A 16041-nucleotide genomic window follows, 5' to 3' on the forward strand; every position below is an offset into this window, starting at 1 on the left:
GCACGGGTCAGTGCCGGTAGAAAATACGGTCCCGGTACTCGGCCAGGATCCGCCCGTTCCACTCGTGCCCACCGTCGACGTTGCCCGAGCGCAGCAGCGGCGGCTCGATACCGCGGTCGGCGAGCGCACCGGCCGCGGTCGCCATCACGGCCTGCAGCAGCGCCGACGTCACGACCGTGGAGGCCGGCGCGAACGGCGCCGGGATCGTCTCCACGGACAACTCCGCGTCCCCGACCGCGATCTTCGAATCCAGCACGATGTCGCAGTGGTCCTTCAGATACGTCCCCGACACGTGCCGCGACCCGGTCTGTGTCGCATACGCCACCGACGTGACGCCGATGACCTTCACGCCGAGCGCGCGGGCGTGCATCGCCATCTCCACGGGCAGCGCGTTGCGCCCGGACAGCGAGATGATCACCAGCGCGTCGCCCGCCCGGACCGGCGAGCTGTCCAGCACCGCGCTCGCCAGACCGTCCACCCGCTCCAGCGCCGACCCCAGCGTCGCCGGCATCACGTCGACACCGACCACCCCGGGCACCGCCAGCAGATTCATCAACGCCAGCCCGCCGGCCCGGTAGACGACGTCCTGCGCGGCCAGCGAGGAGTGCCCCGCACCGAACGCGAAGAGATTCCCCCCGGCGGCCACCGTGTCCGCCAGCAGCACGCCGGCCGCCCGGATCCCCTCCGCCTCCTCGTCACGGACGCGCTGCAAGAGCCCGATCGCGGCATCGAAGAACTGACCGGCCAGTTTGTCGCTCATCCGCGGGGCTCCTTCGCAGTCGCGGTCCGTATCGCGGATCACGGTGCGGTCTGGACCAGTGCGGTGTCAATACGGCGGGATTGCCCAGCAGCTCGATCGACTGCGGCACTTCGGCCACATCACCGGAGACCTCGTGCGCGCCGTCGTGCCGACCGGCAAGTGGGCCGGCACCTGGACCGGCAGGATCTCGGTCCGCGCCCGGGGCAGCACAGCCCACGGATACGGCTACAGCTCCCGGCCGGAGCAGCCCAACGCGTCTGTCGAAAAAACGGTTGATGTGCCGGACGAGGCTTCTTAGGGTGGTGTGAACGCTGAAAGGAGGTGATCCGGTACATGTATGAATCCCGGACGCGTGAGGTGGCTGCGGGCTAGCGGTCCGTCACCACATCCAGTGCGGTGCCGGACCAGTGCGTGAGTGATGCGTGCAGCCGGCCCAATCCCAAGCAGTCACCCGACCCGCGAGTCGCCGGTACGTCCGGCCGGCTCCTCCTTCGGAGGAACCAGACTCGCGGGTCGTCTGCGTTTTACGGCCGCTTTGCCGTGGGTTTTTTCGTGGCGCAGTACTCTGTGCGCATGCTTTCGCTCGTTCGGCGCCGCCACGTGGACTACGTCCGCGTCACGAGCATGGGCTGTCGACGCTCCGTCTGAGCCGTCCAGCCGCGTTTCTCTCGCTTCTCTCGCTTTCTGAGTCTTCCTCTTCGCCCAGGCACCCGTGCGTCTTCGCCCACCCTCAGCGGTCGCGCGGGCTCCGTACACCCACGGACGTGTCCCATGACGTATCAGCAACTGCCGATCATCGATCTCTCCGCCGCCGATCGCGGGCCCCAGGCGCGCGCGCTGCTGCACGCGCAGCTGCACAGTGCCGCCCATGATGTGGGGTTCTTCCAGCTGGTGGGGCACGGGGTGACGCAGGCGGAGACCGATCGGCTGGTCGGTGCCATGCGGCGGTTCTTCGCGCTGCCGGAGGCCGAGCGGCTGGCCGTCGGCAACGTCGACTCGCCGCACTTCCGCGGCTATACGCGCACCGGTGACGAGCTGACCGGTGGACGGCAGGACTGGCGGGATCAGCTGGACATCGGGGCGGAGCGGCCGGCGCGGGTGCCGGGGCCGGGCGAGCCGCCGTACTGGTGGCTGCAGGGGCCCAATCAGTGGCCGGCGGGGCTGCCGGAGCTGCGCGAGGCGGCGCTGGCGTGGATCGAGCGCCTGAGTGGGGTGGCGGAGCGGCTGTTGCGTGAGCTGCTCCTGGCGATCGGGGCTCCGGGCGGGTTCTACGACCCGATCTTCGGGGAAGGCGCGCATCCGCATCTGAAGCTGGTGCGGTATCCGGGCAGTGCCGGGGACGGCGCCGGTCAGGGGGTGGGCGCGCACAAGGACTACGGCTTTTTGACGCTGTTGCTGCAGGACCGGGTGGGCGGGTTGCAGGTGCAGCGGGAGGACGGGTTCTTCCATGACGTGCCGCCGGTCGAGGGGGCGTTCGTGGTGAACCTGGGTGAGCTGCTGGAGGTGGCGACGAACGGGTACCTGCTCGCCACCCATCACCGGGTGGTGTCCCCGCCGGGGGCGACCGAGCGGTTCTCGGTGCCGTTCTTCTACAACCCGCGGCTGGACGCGCGCGTGGAGCCGCTGCCGTTCCCGCATGCCGCTGTGGCGCCGGGGGTGTCGGACGATCCGGGCAATCCGCTGTTCGCGGAGTACGGCTTCAACGAGCTGAAGGGCAAGCTGCGGGCGCATCCGCTGGTGGCCGAGCGGCATCACGCGGGGTTGCTGAGCCCCGCGTGATGCCGTCCGGCCCCGTGGAACGGGTCAGTGCGTGACGCCGGCGATGTCCTCGTAGCCCTCGATCTGCTGGGGGCTGCGCGGGCCGGGGCCGACGTAGCGGGCGGAGGGGCGTACCAGGCGGCCGGTGCGCTTCTGTTCGAGGATGTGCGCGGACCAGCCGGCGGTGCGGGCACAGGTGAACATGGAGGTGAACATGTGCGCCGGGACTTCGGCGAAGTCCAGCATGATGGCGGCCCAGAACTCGACGTTGGTCGCCAGGATGCGGTCCGGGCGGCGGTTGTGGAGCTCCTCCAGGGCGGCCTTCTCCAGGGCTTCGGCGATTTCGAAGCGGGGTGCGCCCAGTTCGCGGGCGGTGCGGCGCAGGACGCGGGCTCGGGGGTCCTCGGCGCGGTAGACGCGGTGGCCGAAGCCCATGAGGCGTTCGCCGCGGTCGAGGGCGCGCTTGACGTAGCCGACGGCGTCGCCGGTGCGTTCGATCTCCTCGATCATGCCGAGCACGCGGGAGGGGGCGCCGCCGTGCAGGGGGCCGGACATGGCTCCGACGGCTCCGGAGAGGGCGGCGGCCACGTCGGCACCGGTGGAGGCGATGACGCGGGCGGTGAAGGTGGAGGCGTTCATGCCGTGCTCGGCGGCGGAGGTCCAGTAGGCGTCGACGGCCTTGACGTGCTTGGGGTCGGGCTCGCCGCGCCAGCGGATCATGAAGCGCTCGACGACGGACTGGGCCTTGTCGATCTCGCGCTGGGGGACCATGGGCAGGCCCTGGCCGCGGGCGGACTGGGCGACGTAGGACAGGGCCATGACCGCGGCGCGGGCGAGGTCGTCGCGGGCCTGGTCGGCGTCGATGTCCAGGAGGGGTTTGAGGCCCCAGACGGGGGCGAGCATGGCGAGGGCGGACTGGACGTCCACGCGGATGTCGCCGGAGTGGACGGGGATGGGGAACGGCTCGGCGGGCGGCAGGCCCGGGTTGAAGGCGCCGTCGACCAGCAGTCCCCAGACGTTGCCGAAGGAGATGTGGCCGACGAGTTCCTCGATGTCGACGCCGCGGTAGCGGAGTGCGCCGCCTTCCTTGTCCGGTTCGGCGATCTCCGTCTCGAATGCGACGACTCCTTCGAGACCGGGTACGAAGTCGGACATCAGGCGGCTCCTCGTGGTGGTGTTCGATGGTCACCCTGGTGATGCCCCGTGGGGTCGACGGTCACCCAACCGGGTTGCCGCCACCATATCTCCGAGTGCCACCTTTGGGGAGGTCTCGCGGCACTGAGTGCCATTGACTGGTTTTTTCGCCGTACGGCCGGGCGGTCGATACGGCAAGATGCTCGCGTGAACGACCACGACGCCGCCTTCCTCGGTCCCTCCCCCGATCCCTCCGCCATGCGCAAGCAGTACCGCGCGGAGGGCCTGGCCGAGTGCGATCTGGCCGCCAGCCCGGTGGAGCAGTTCGCACGCTGGTTCCGGCAGGCCGCGGAGGTGGCGCACCTCTTCGAGCCGAACGCGATGGTCGTGTCCACGGCGGACGCCGAGGGGCGGCCCAGCTCCCGCACAGTGCTGCTGAAGGGGTTCGACGAGGAGGGGTTCGTCTTCTACACGAACTACGACTCGCGCAAGGCGCGTGAGCTGGCCGAGAACCCGTACGTCTCGTTGCTCTTCCCGTGGCATCCGATGGCCCGGCAGGTGATCGTGCAGGGTGTGGCGCGGCGCACCGGGCGGGACGAGACGGCCGCGTACTTCCGCAGCCGGCCGCACGGCTCGCAGCTCGGGGCGTGGGCGAGTGCGCAGTCCACGGTGATCGTCTCGCGGGCGGAGCTGGACGCGTCGTACGCGGAGCTTCAGGCGCGCTATCCGGAGGGCGAGCAGGTGCCTGTGCCGCCGCACTGGGGTGGTTTCCGGGTGGCGCCGCAGGGTGTGGAGTTCTGGCAGGGGCGGGAGAACCGCCTCCACGACCGCCTGCGGTACGTCGCGGAGGCGGACGGGAGCTGGCGGGTGGAGCGGCTCAGTCCGTGACCTCAGCCCCCCAGCGCAGCGTCCAGCAGGACGGCCCACTGGCCGACCACGCGTTCCCGGCGGGGTGTGTCGTCGGTGAGGAGGTTGGCGAGGCCGAGGCCGCGGGCCATGTCGAGGAGGCCCTGGACGGTCTCCCGGACGCCGGGGCGGGATTCGTCGGCGCCGAGCAGTTCCACCGCTATGCGGTGGGTCTCGCGACCGACGCGGGCCTCGAGTTCGGTGACGCGGGCGCGCAGCTGGTCCTCGTTGGAGGCGGCCACCCACAGCTGGAGGGCGGCGCGGAAGAGGGGGCCGGTGTAGAGGTCGACGAGGGCTTGGACCGCGGCCCGGCGGTCGTCCGCCGCCGCGCCCTGCGGGAACAGGGCGCGCAGCGCGAGGGAGCGTTCTTCGGCGACGTATTCGACGGCGGCGGTGAACAGGTCCTCGCGGGTGGGGAAGTGATGCTGGGCGGCGCCGCGGGAGACGCCGGCGCGTTCGGCGACGACGGAGACCGTGGAGCCCGCCCAGCCCTGTTCGGCGAGGCAGGCCACGGCGGCTTCAAGGAGCCGCTGCCGGGTGGCCCGGCTGCGGTCCTGTTTGGGCGCGCGGTCGCGGTCCTTGGGCACGCGGTCGTTCTCCGCCGTCGTGCTCATGTGGTCACACCACCCATGCTGCGTCCCGTCTCTGGAGGAAGGCTGTCATCCCCTCCTGGGCCTGGGCGGAGGAGAACAGCCGGGCCGAGAGTGCGGTCAGGTCGGCCGCGTCCCGGTCGAATGTTTCCAGCACCCTAGTGGTGAGCAGCTGTTTCGTCTCGGCCAGGCCCTGGGGTGAGGAGCGGCGCAGGCCGTCGAGGATGGGGGCGAGGGCGTCGTCGACGTCGTCGGCGCTGGTGGTGAGCAGGCCGACGCGTACGGCTTCGGGGGCGTCGAAGCGTTCGCCGGTGAGGTAGTAGCGGGTGAGGGTGCGCGGGTCGGTGCGGGGGATCACGCACAGGGAGATCACCGCGGGGGCGACGCCGATGCGGACCTCGGTGAAGGCGAACGTGGCGGTGGTGGTGGCGGCGGCGATGTCGCAGGCGGCGAGGAGTCCGAGGCCGCCGGCGCGGACGTGGCCGGTGACGCGGGCGATGACGGGTTTGCGCAGTTCGAGGATCTGCCGCAGCAGGCCGACGAGGGCGTCGGGGTGGGGCGGGTCGCGCAGGTCGGCGCCGGCGCAGAAGGTGGTGCCGGTGTGGGTGAGGACGACCGCGCGGACGTCGGGGTCCTTGGCGCAGTCGGTGAGGGCGTCGGCGAGGGCGGTGACGAGGGTCGCGGACAGGGCGTTGCGGGTGTCCGGGGAGTCGAGGCTGAGGGTCTCGACGCCCCGGGTGCGGGTGCGGCCTACGGTGGCGGTCATGGGCGCTCCCTGAGCCGGCGCCGCAGGATCTTGCCGGAGGCGGCGCGGGGCACGGTGTCGATGAAGGTGACCTTGCGGATGCGTTTGTAGGGGGCGACGCGTTCGGCGACGTACATCATGATCTCGCCGTCGGTCAGGTCCGGCGCGGTGGGCCGGCGGACCACGTGCGCGTGCGGGATCTCGTTGCCGTCGGCGTCGTGGTCGCCGGTGACGGCGGCGTCGGCGATGCCGGGGTGGGTGAGCAGCAGGGCTTCGAGTTCGGCGGGGGCGACCTGGAAGCCTTTGTACTTGATGAGTTCCTTGACCCGGTCGACGACGAACAGCCAGCCGTCCTCGTCGACGTGGCCGACGTCGCCGGTGTGCAGCCAGCCGTCGGCGTCGATCATGGCGGCGGTGGCGTCGGGGCGGCCGAGGTAGCCCTTCATCACCTGGGGGCCGCGGATGAGGATCTCACCCGACTGGCCGGTGGAGAGGTCCTTGCCGGGGTCGTCGAGGGAGACGATCCGCATCTCGGTGCCGGCGATGAGCTTGCCGACGGTGCCGGCGGGGGCGTCCCCCATGGCGTCCAGGGGGACGACGTGGGTGCCGGGGGACAGCTCGGTCATGCCGTAGGCCTGGCCGACGGGTGGCAGTCCGAGGCGCTGGGAGCAGGCGGCGGCGAGGGCCGCGTCGAGGGGGGCTGCGGCGCTGACGAGGTACTTCAGCGACGACAGGTCGTAGTGGGCGACCAGGGGGTGCTTGGCGAGGGCGAGCACGATGGGCGGGGCCACATACAGGCCGGTGATGCGGTGGTTCTGCAGGGCGGCGAGGAACGTCTCCAGTTCGAAGCGGGGCAGGACGACGACGGTGGCGCCCTTGCGCAGGGGCGCGTTCATCAGCGCGGTGAGCCCGTAGATGTGGAAGAACGGCAGTACCGCGAGGATGCGTTCGCCGGGGCCCGTGGTGATCGCGGGCTCCAACTGGGCGAGGTTGGTGGCGATCTGCCGGTGGGTGAGCATCACGCCCTTGGGGATGCCGGTGGTGCCCGAGGAGTACGGCAGCGCGGCCACGTCCGCCGCCGGGTCGATCGCGACGGACGGCTCGGGTGCGGCACAGGCCAGCATGTCGATCAGGGAGCGGTGGCCGGACACCTGGTCGCACACGAAGATCTCCGCGATTCCGCCGGCGAGTTCGGCGGCCCGTTGGGCGATGCCGAGCAGGGGGGAGACGGTGATGATCCAGCGGGCGGCGCAGTCGGCGAGCTGTTTGGCGAACTCCTCCGCCGTGGCGAGCGGGTGCGCCGTGGTGACGGAGGCACCGGCGCGGGTGGCGGCGTAGAAGGCGATGGGGAAGAACACCGTGTTGGGGCTGTGCAGGGCGAGTACGTCGCCCTTGCGCACACCTGCCTCGGCGAGCGCGGCGGCGATGCGCCGGTGGAAGCGGTCCACCTGCTCGTAGGTGAGGGTGGTGCCGTCGGTGCCGTCGACGAGTGCGGGGGTGTCCGCGAACTCGGCGGCCCGGCCGAGCACGGCCTCGTGGATGGGAAGGTCTACGGGCTGGACGTCTGCGTACTCGCTGCGGAACACGGTTCCTCCAGTGCGGTCGCCTAGTACGACTTGGGCAGGCCCAGGGTCTGGTGGGAAACGTAGTTCAGAATCATCTCCCGGCTCACCGGGGCAATACGAGCCACTCGCGCCGCCGTTATCAACCTCGCGAGGCCGAACTCCCGGGTGAGGCCGTTGCCGCCGAGGGTGTGCACCGCCTGGTCGACGGCCTTCACGCAGGCCTCCCCGGCCGCGTACTTCGCCATGTTGGCGGCCTCCCCGGCCCCGGCGTCGTCCCCCGCGTCGTAGAGATGGGCGGCCTTCTGCATCATCAGCCGGGCCAGCTCGAGGTCGATGTGGGCCTGGGCCAGGGGGTGGGCGATGGCCTGGTGGGCGCCGATCGGGGTGCTCCACACCGTGCGCTCGCGGGCGTACGCGATCGCCTTCGTGAGCGCGTGGCGGCCCATGCCGATCGCGAACGCGGCCGTCATGATCCGCTCCGGGTTCAGTCCGGCGAACAGTTGCAGCAGTCCGGCGTCCTCGTCGCCGACGAGCGCGTCGGCGGGCAGCCGTACGTCGTCCAGGACCAGCTCGAACTGCTTCTCCGCGGCGTTCAGTTCCATGTCGATCTGACGGCGGGTGAAGCCGGGTGTGTCGCGCGGGACGATGAACAGGCAGGGCTTGAGGCGTCCGGTGCGGGCGTCCTCGGTTCGGCCGACGATGAGGGTCGCGTCCGCGATGTCCACGCCGGAGACGAACACCTTGCGGCCGGTGAGCAGCCAGTCCCCGCTGTCGCCGTCGCGGCGGGCGGTGGTGGTGATGCGGTGGCTGTTGGAGCCGGCGTCGGGCTCGGTGATGCCGAAGGCCATGAGGCGGGTGCCGTCGGCGAGGGCGGGCAGCCACTCCTGCTTTTGGGCGTCGGTGCCGAAGCGGGCGATCACGGTGCCGCAGATCGCCGGGGAGACGATCATCATCAGCAGGGGGTTGCCGGCGGCGCCGAGCTCTTCCAGGACGAGGGAGAGTTCGGTGATGCCGCCGCCTCCTCCTCCGTAGGTCTCGGGGAGGTTGACGCCGATGTAGCCGAGTTTGGCCGCGTCTTGCCATACCGTCGCGGCGTCTCGGTGCGATGCGGCGAAGGCTGCGACTGCCTCGCGGAGGGCCGTGTGCTCCGCCGGTTCGATGAGGGTGGTCATGGTCGTCCTCCGGGTGCGGGTGGTGGGTGGTCGCTCGCGCAGTTCCCCGCGCCCCTTACGGGGCGCTTCCCTCGACGACGGCCAGGAGCGTGCCGACCTCCACTTGCTGTCCCTCGGTCACCGGGAGGGCCGTCAGGACTCCCGGGACCGGTGCGGAAATGCGGTGTTGCATCTTCATCGCTTCGAGCCAGACGATCGGTTCGCCCTCCTGGACACTCGATCCGGTGACGAGACCGTCGGCGATCTTGACGACCGTTCCCGGCATCGGTGCGAGCAGGGAGCCGGGGGCGTGCTGGGCGGCCGGGTCGGGGAAGCGGGGCAGGGCGGTGAGGGCGGTGCCGTTCACCCACACCTGGTCGCCGTGGCGGGCGACGTCGAATCCGCGCCGCACACCGTCCTTCTCGAGCACGACCCGGTCCGGCTGCGCGCGCACCACCCGCACCCCGTCCGCCTCGGCGGCCAGCCCGTCGCGGGTGTGCCGGTAGCGGACCTCGTGCTCCTCCCCCGCCACGGCGTACCGCTTGACCTGCGGCTGGGAGGGCACGTTGCGCCAGCCGCCGAAGCGGGAGCGGCCGCAGGCGTCGGCGAGGGCGGCGGCCAGCGGGGCGAGCGGGTCGTGTGCCGGTGCGGTGAGCGCGGGGAGGTGGCGGTCGTAGAAGCCGGTGTCCATGCGGGCGGAGGTGAACTCCTCGTGGCGCAGGGAGCGTACGAGCAGGTCGCGGTTGGTGACCGGGCCCTGGACGAGGGTGCGCTCCAGCGCGCCGGCCAGGGCGCGGACCGCCTCCGCGCGCGTGGGGGCGTGTGCGACGACCTTGGCGATCATCGGGTCGTAGTGGACGCCGATGTCGTCGCCGCCGGTGAAGCCGGTGTCCAGGCGGACGCCGTCCGGGACGGCGAGGCGGTGCAGGGTGCCGGTCTGCGGGCTCCAGTCGCGGGCGGGGTCCTCGGCGTAGAGGCGGGCCTCGACCGCGTGGCCACGCGCGCGTGGCGGCTCCACGGCGAGGGCGTGACCCTCCGCCACGCGGATCTGCTCGGCGACCAGGTCGAGTCCGAAGACCTCTTCGGTGACGGGGTGTTCGACCTGGAGGCGGGTGTTCATCTCCAGAAAGTGCGCTCGTCCGTCGGCGACCAGGAACTCGACGGTGCCGGCGCCGACGTAGGAGACGGCGCGCGCGGCGCGTACGGCCAGCGCGTGCAGTTCCTCGGTGAGTGCGGCCGGGAGCCCCGGCGCGGGGGCCTCCTCGATCACCTTCTGGTGGCGGCGCTGGAGGGAGCAGTCTCGGGTGCCGAGCGGCCACACCGTGCCGTGGGTGTCGGCGAGGATCTGCACCTCGACGTGGCGGCCGTTCTCCAGGTAGGGCTCGACGAAGACCTCGCCGTCCCCGAACGCGCTCGCCGCCTCGGCGCGCGCCCCCTCCAGCGCGCCCTGGAGCTCCTCCAGGCGGCGCACGATCCGCATCCCGCGCCCGCCGCCGCCCGCGGCGGCCTTCACCAGCACCGGCAGGTCGCTCTCGGTGACCTCCCGCAGCGGCTCGAGCCCCATCAGCTGCTTGGCGCGCGTCTTGGACGCCATCGCCTCGATCGCCTCGGGCGGCGGCCCGATCCAGGTCAGGCCGGCGTCGAGGACGGCACGCGCGAAGTCGGCGTTCTCCGACAGGAAGCCGTAGCCGGGGTGCACGGCGTCCGCGCCGGCCGCGAGCGCGGCCTTCACGATCAGGTCGCCGCGCAGATACGTCTCGGCGGCCGCCGCTCCCGGCAGCCGTACCGTCGTGTCCGCCACGCGCGCGTGGAGGGCATTCTCGTCGGCGTCGGAGTGGACGGCGACGGTCCGGATGCCGAGCCCGCGGCAGGTGCGGACGATCCGGCAGGCGATCTCGCCCCGGTTGGCGACGAGCAGGGTCTGGATCATGTTCCTCACATCCGGAAGACGCCGAAGCCGCCGCGCGCGCCCTCGAAGGGCGCGGTGTGCAGGGCGGACAGGCACAGGCCGAGGACGGTGCGGGTGTCGCGCGGGTCGATGACGCCGTCGTCGTAGAGCCGCCCGGACAGGAACATCGGCAGCGACTCGGACTCGATCTGTTGCTCCACCAGGGCGCGCAGGCCCGCGTCCGCCTCCTCGTCGTACGGCTGTCCCTTGGCGGCCGCGGACTGGCGGGCGACGATCGACAGCACGCCCGCGAGCTGCTGCGGGCCCATGACGGCGGACTTGGCGCTGGGCCAGGCGAACAGGAAGCGCGGGTCGTAGGCCCGCCCGCACATGCCGTAGTGCCCGGCGCCGTAAGAGGCGCCCATCAGGACCGACAGGTGCGGCACCTTGGAGTTGGACACCGCGTTGATCATCATCGCGCCGTGTTTGATGATCCCGCCCTGCTCGTACTCCTTGCCGACCATGTAGCCGGTGGTGTTGTGCAGGAACAGCAGCGGGATGTCGCGCTGGTTGGCGAGCTGGATGAACTGGGCGGCCTTCTGCGACTCGGCGCTGAACAGCACGCCTTGGGCGTTGGCCAGGATGCCGACGGGATAGCCGTGCAGGGCCGCCCAGCCGGTGACCAGGCTCGTGCCGTACAGCGGCTTGAACTCGTCGAAGTCGGAGCCGTCCACGATCCGGGCGATGACCTCGCGCGGGTCGAACGGGGTCTTCAGGTCGCCGGGGACGAGGCCGAGCAGCTCCTCGGCGTCGTACTTGGGCGGCTCGGCCGGGCCCGGTTCCGGGTACGCCTTGCGGTGGTTGAGGCGGGCGACCACGCGCCGGGCCTGCCGCAGGGCGTCGGGTTCGTCGACGGCGAAGTAGTCGGCGAGGCCCGACACGCGCGCGTGCATCTCCGCGCCGCCGAGCGACTCGTCGTCGCTCTCCTCGCCGGTCGCCATCTTCACCAGCGGCGGCCCGCCGAGGAACACCTTCGCCCGCTCCTTGACCATGATCACGTGGTCGGACATGCCGGGGATGTAGGCGCCCCCGGCCGTGGAGTTGCCGAAGACGACGGCGATCGTCGGGATGCCGGCCGCCGACAGCCGGGTCAGGTCGCGGAAGATCGCGCCGCCCGGGATGAAGATCTCCTTCTGCGAGGGCAGGTCGGCGCCGCCGGACTCCACCAGGCTGATGCAGGGCAGCCGGTTGGCGAGCGCGATGTCGTTGGCGCGCAGGGCCTTCTTCAGCGACCAGGGGTTGGAGGCGCCGCCGCGCACGGTCGGGTCGTTGGCGGTGATCAGGCACTCCACGCCCTCGACCACGCCGATCCCGGTGACCAGGGACGCGCCGACGGTGTAGTCGCTGCCCCAGGCGGCCAGCGGGGACAGCTCCAGGAAGGGTGTGTCGGGGTCGAGCAGCAGCTCGATGCGCTCTCGGGCGAGCAGCTTGCCGCGCCCGCGGTGCCGTGCGACGTACTTCTCGCCGCCGCCCGCGAGCGCCTTGGCGTGCTCGGCGTCGAGTGCGGCGAGCTTGGCGAGCATGGCCTCGCGGTTGGCCCGGTGGTCGGGGCTCTTCACGTCCAGCGCGGAGGGCAGAACCGTCACAGCACAGCCTCCGGGAGGTCGGCGGACAGGGCGGATGCGGGGAGGGCGGATACGGGCGGTGTGGATACGGGCCGGGGGGATACGGACGGGCCGGCGAGCAGGCCGACGGACAGACCGGCGGACAGGCCGGTGGGAAAGCCGCCGGCCGGACCGGCGGACAGGTCGGCGGTCACAGCAGGGCCTCCGGGATGTCGAGGTGGCGGGAGCGCAGCCATTCGCCGAGGGCCTTGGCCTGCGGGTCGAAGCGGTGCTGGGCGGCGACGCCGGCGCCGAGGAGACCCTCGACGACGAAGTTCAGGGCGCGCAGGTTCGGCAGCACGTGCCGGGTGACGGGCAGGTCCGCGCTCTCGGGGATCAGCTGCCGGAACCGTTCGGCCGTCAGCTCGTGCGCCAGCCACCGCCAGGCCTCCTCCGACCGCGCCCACACCCCCACGTTCGCGTCCCCGCCCTTGTCCCCGCTGCGCGCCCCGGCGACCAGTCCCAGCGGGGCCCGTCGCACCGGTCCCGAGGGCAGCGGATCAGGAAGGTCCGGTTCCGCGACCGGCGACAACGCGGCCGTCTCCCCCGGCCCCGGCACGGGCACGCGCCGCCCGTCGTGCAGCACCGCCACGTGCTCGACGGCCTCCTGTGGGACGTACGCGGCCTCGAAGACCCCATAGGGCGAGCCCTTTCCCGGTGGCGCGAGCACATGGAAGCCGGGGTAACTGGCCAGCGCCAGCTCCACCGCCGCCCCGCTCAGCGCCCGTCCCACGACCCGCTGATCCGCATCCCGCACCACGAGCCGCAGCAGGGCGCTCGCCGTCTCCTCGGTGTCCGCGTCGGCCCGGTCGGTGCGGACCAGGTCCCAACGGACTTCTTCCGGTGGAGACTTGGCCAGTGCCTCGGAGAGCTGTTCGCGCACGAGTGCCGCCTTCGCCTCGATGTCCAGGCCGGTCAGCACGAAGACGACCTCGTTGCGGAAGCCGCCGAGCCGGTTGACGCCGACCTTGAGCGTGGGCGGCGGCGCCTCGCCGCGGACCCCCTCGATCCGCACCCGGTCGGGTCCGTCCTGGCTCAGTCGTACGGTGTCCAGCCGGGCGGTGACGTCGGGTCCCGCGTACCGGGCGCCCGCCGTCTCGTACAGCAGTTGCGCGGTGACCGTGCCTGCGTCGACGAAGCCACCGGTGCCGGGGTGCTTGGTGATCACGCTGCTGCCGTCGGCGTGCATCTCGGCCAGCGGGAAGCCGGGGCGGCGCACGTCCCGGCCGCCGTCGCGGAAGAAGGCGTAGTTGCCGCCGGTGGCCTGTGCCCCGCACTCCAGGACGTGTCCGGCGACGACCGCGCCCGCGAGGCGGTCGTAGTCCCGCGGCTGCCATCCGAAGTGGGCCGCGGCCGGACCGGTGACCAGTGCCGCGTCCGTCACCCGCCCGGTGACCACGATGTCGGCGCCCGCGCGCAGGCAGGCGGCGATGCCGTGGCCGCCGAGGTAGGCGTGCGCGGCGAGGCTGCCGGGGTGGTGCGCGGTGCGGTCGTCGCCCTCGACGTGCGCCACGCGCACCGGGAGCCCGAGCCGGCCGGCGAGCGCGCGGACGGCGTCGGCGAGTCCGGCCGGGTTCAGGCCGCCGGCGTTGGCCACCAGGCGGACGCCGCGTTCGCGGGCGAGGCCCAGGCACTCCTCCAGCTGGCGCAGGAAGGTGCGGGCGTATCCGGCGGCGGGGTCCTTCAGCCGGTCACGGCCGAGGATCAGCATGGTCAGTTCGGCGAGGTAGTCGCCGGTGAGGACGTCGAGGTCGCCGCCGGTGAGCATCTCGCGCATCGCGTCGAAGCGGTCGCCGTAGAAGCCGGAGGCGTTGCCGATGCGCAGCACGCTCATCGGGGGCCTTCCCGCGACGGGCGGCCGGGGCCGGGCGGTCCGGCGAAGGCCTGGGCGATGCCGAGCCAGGCGTCGGCGTCGGGGCCTTCGGCGCGCAGGGCGAGGTCGGCGCGGTGGGCGCGCTGGGTGACCAGCAGGCAGAAGTCGAGGGCGGGGCCGGTGACGCGCTGCGGCGCGTCCTCGGGGCCGTAGGTCCACAGGTCGCCGGAGGGGGCGCGCAGTTCGACGCGGAACTCTTCGGCGGGTACGGGCAGCCCCCGCACGCCGAAGGCGAAGTCCCGGGTGCGCACGCCGAGCCGGACCACGTGCCGGAGCCGGGCGGTGGGCTGCCGCCGCACTCCGAGCGCGTCGGCCACGTCCTGTCCGTGCGCCCAGGTCTCCATCAGGCGCGCGGAGGCCATCGAGGCGGCGGCCATGGGCGGGCCGTACCAGGGGAACCGTGCGCCGGGCCGGGCCGTGCGCAGCGCCTTGTCGAGCGCGGTACGGCCTTCCCGCCAGCGCTGCAGGAGAGTGGTCGGCGGGAGGGCGGCGCCCTCGGCGGCACCCTCGTCGACGAAGGTGTCCGGCGCGGCCAGGGCCTGCTCGACCAGGGCGCGGAAGCCGTCCTCATCGGTGACGGCGCACAGGGCCGAGCGGTCGGTCCAGGCGAGGTGGGCGATCTGGTGGGCGACGGTCCAGCCGGGCGCCGGGGTGGGGAGGGCCCACTGCTCGAGGCTCAACTGCGCCACCAAGCGGTCGAGTTCGTCGCTCTCGTCGCGCAGGTCGTCGATCACGGGCGTCGGATCTGACATGGGGGGAGCATGGCAGCGGGCAGAGAAACAATCAAGCATGCTTGCATGATTTTTTCCGCCCGTACGTGCGGCCCGGAACTGGACCTGACGGCCCGGCTCGCGGGGCTGCGGCTGCGCGCCCGCCGGGACGGCTGGGACCCCTTCACCGGCGAGAGCCGGCAGCACGTGCCGGTGCGGGAGAAGCAGGCCGGCCGACCGGCCCCCACGGACGGCGCCTACACGTGTCTACGCGTTGTGCGCGGCCTTCCCCCGCCCCACCTGAGTCCGCACCGCCCCCATGCTCGCCGCGATGACCAGGGCGATGGCGACCGCCTCGATCGGGGAGAGGGCCTGGTCGAGGATCAGGAAGCCCGCCGTGGCGGCGATCGCGGGCTCCAGGCTCATCATGATGGCGAAGGTGGGAGCGGGCAGGCGGCGCAGCGCGAGCAGTTCGAGGGTGTAGGGCAGGACGGAGGACAGCAGCGCGACCGCCGCGCCCAGCCCGAGGGTCACCGGGTCGAGGAGTCGCGAGCCGGCCTCGGCGATGCCCAGCGGCAGGAACAGCACCGCGCCGACGGCCATCGCCAGCGCCAGCCCGTCGGCCTGCGGGAAGCGGCGCCCGGTGCGCGCGCTGAAGGTGATGTAGGTCGCCCACATCGCGCCCGCCCCGAGCGCGAACGCGACGCCCACCGGATCGAGGTCACCGAACCCGCCGCCGCTGAGCAGGAAGACGCCGCCGAGCGCCAGCCCGGCCCAGACGAGATTGAGGGCGCGCCGGGAGGTCAGCACCGACAGGGCCAGCGGGCCGAGCACCTCCAGGGTGACCGCCGGGCCCAGCGGGATGCGGGCGACGGCCTCGTAGAACAGGCCGTTCATGCCGGCCATCGCGATCCCGAAGGCGACCACCGTGACCCAGTCGGCGCGGGAGTGGCCGCGCAGCCGGGGCCGGCAGACCAGCAGCAGCACCACGGCCGCGACCAGCAGCCGCAGCGACACCACACCGAGGGCGCCCGCCCGCGGCATCAGCGTCACCGCGAGGGCGCCGCCGAACTGCACCGAGATGCCGCCGGCCAGCACCAGACCGACGGGGCCGAGCGAGTCGATACGGCGGGGTTGCGGGACGGCTGCCGCCGTGGCGAGGGCGGCTTCGGGGGTCGTCGCGGTGGCGGCGGACGTCACCGACGCGGAGGGTGCGGTGTCGGGGCGGGTCACGGGCGGTCCAGGTGCTTGTGCGGCGGGAGGGCTCCATCAATGTTCACTGTGATGGACTGTTGAG

Annotated in this window: 14 protein-coding genes; 2 read left to right on the top strand and 12 right to left on the bottom strand. The window is 72.4% G+C overall.

What is annotated here, in order from left to right:
• Positions 1-7: 7 nt before the first annotated feature.
• Entirely contained in the window at positions 8-760 is a 753-nt protein-coding gene (locus ACF1GV_RS24875) for an SIS domain-containing protein (protein WP_391684732.1), read from the bottom strand.
• A 771-nt stretch (positions 761-1531) separates the two neighbouring features.
• On the opposite strand from ACF1GV_RS24875, the gene ACF1GV_RS24880 reads away from it, so the two are divergent.
• A complete protein-coding gene (locus ACF1GV_RS24880) occupies positions 1532-2539 on the top strand; it encodes an isopenicillin N synthase family dioxygenase (RefSeq protein ID WP_391684735.1) in 1008 nt (335 codons plus the stop codon).
• 24 nt (positions 2540-2563) lie between these two features.
• Here ACF1GV_RS24880 and ACF1GV_RS24885 read toward each other — a convergent pair whose 3' ends face one another.
• Entirely contained in the window at positions 2564-3673 is a 1110-nt protein-coding gene (locus tag ACF1GV_RS24885) for a citrate synthase 2 (protein ID WP_391684737.1), read from the bottom strand.
• 237 nt (positions 3674-3910) lie between these two features.
• Between ACF1GV_RS24885 and pdxH the strand changes: the two genes are divergently transcribed.
• Entirely contained in the window at positions 3911-4540 is a 630-nt protein-coding gene (gene pdxH, locus ACF1GV_RS24890; protein ID WP_391685098.1) for a pyridoxamine 5'-phosphate oxidase, read from the top strand.
• A 2-nt stretch (positions 4541-4542) separates the two neighbouring features.
• On the opposite strand, the gene ACF1GV_RS24895 is transcribed toward pdxH, so the two are convergent.
• The 10 genes from ACF1GV_RS24895 to ACF1GV_RS24940 form a co-directional block, all read right to left on the bottom strand.
• The gene (locus tag ACF1GV_RS24895) at positions 4543-5172 is read right to left on the bottom strand and encodes a TetR/AcrR family transcriptional regulator (protein WP_391684739.1); all 630 of its coding nucleotides are present in this window, start codon (positions 5170-5172) and stop codon (positions 4543-4545) included.
• A 4-nt stretch (positions 5173-5176) separates the two neighbouring features.
• Complete coding sequence (locus ACF1GV_RS24900) at positions 5177-5914, bottom strand: enoyl-CoA hydratase family protein (protein ID WP_391684742.1); 738 nt, start codon at positions 5912-5914, stop codon at positions 5177-5179.
• The gene (locus tag ACF1GV_RS24905; protein ID WP_391684745.1) at positions 5911-7479 is read right to left on the bottom strand and encodes a 4-coumarate--CoA ligase family protein; all 1569 of its coding nucleotides are present in this window, start codon (positions 7477-7479) and stop codon (positions 5911-5913) included. The genes ACF1GV_RS24900 and ACF1GV_RS24905 overlap by 4 nt, the downstream gene beginning before the upstream one ends.
• Before the next feature lie 20 nt (positions 7480-7499).
• Positions 7500-8630 carry an acyl-CoA dehydrogenase family protein gene (locus ACF1GV_RS24910; RefSeq protein WP_391684748.1) on the bottom strand — a complete coding sequence of 377 codons (1131 nt, stop codon included), beginning with the start codon at positions 8628-8630 and terminating at the stop codon, positions 7500-7502.
• Positions 8631-8685: 55 nt separating this feature from the next.
• Positions 8686-10539: an acetyl/propionyl/methylcrotonyl-CoA carboxylase subunit alpha gene (locus ACF1GV_RS24915; protein ID WP_391684750.1), complete on the bottom strand. Its 1854-nt coding sequence runs from the start codon at positions 10537-10539 to the stop codon at positions 8686-8688.
• Between the two features lie 5 nt (positions 10540-10544).
• Positions 10545-12143 carry an acyl-CoA carboxylase subunit beta gene (locus tag ACF1GV_RS24920; RefSeq protein WP_391684753.1) on the bottom strand — a complete coding sequence of 533 codons (1599 nt, stop codon included), beginning with the start codon at positions 12141-12143 and terminating at the stop codon, positions 10545-10547.
• Positions 12140-12316, bottom strand: coding sequence for a hypothetical protein (locus ACF1GV_RS24925; protein WP_391684755.1), 177 nt, complete (start codon positions 12314-12316; stop codon positions 12140-12142). The genes ACF1GV_RS24920 and ACF1GV_RS24925 overlap by 4 nt, the downstream gene beginning before the upstream one ends.
• Complete coding sequence (locus ACF1GV_RS24930; RefSeq protein WP_391684758.1) at positions 12313-13995, bottom strand: acyclic terpene utilization AtuA family protein; 1683 nt, start codon at positions 13993-13995, stop codon at positions 12313-12315. The genes ACF1GV_RS24925 and ACF1GV_RS24930 overlap by 4 nt, the downstream gene beginning before the upstream one ends.
• Positions 13992-14786, bottom strand: a complete 795-nt coding sequence (locus tag ACF1GV_RS24935) for a TIGR03084 family metal-binding protein (RefSeq protein WP_391684760.1) — start codon at positions 14784-14786, stop codon at positions 13992-13994. The genes ACF1GV_RS24930 and ACF1GV_RS24935 overlap by 4 nt, the downstream gene beginning before the upstream one ends.
• A 225-nt stretch (positions 14787-15011) precedes the next feature.
• The gene (locus ACF1GV_RS24940; protein WP_391684762.1) at positions 15012-15977 is read right to left on the bottom strand and encodes a DMT family transporter; all 966 of its coding nucleotides are present in this window, start codon (positions 15975-15977) and stop codon (positions 15012-15014) included.
• Positions 15978-16041: the final 64 nt, after the last annotated feature.

It is taken from the genome of Streptomyces sp. NPDC014006 (assembly GCF_043088925.1).
Taxonomy (GTDB): domain Bacteria; phylum Actinomycetota; class Actinomycetes; order Streptomycetales; family Streptomycetaceae; genus Streptomyces.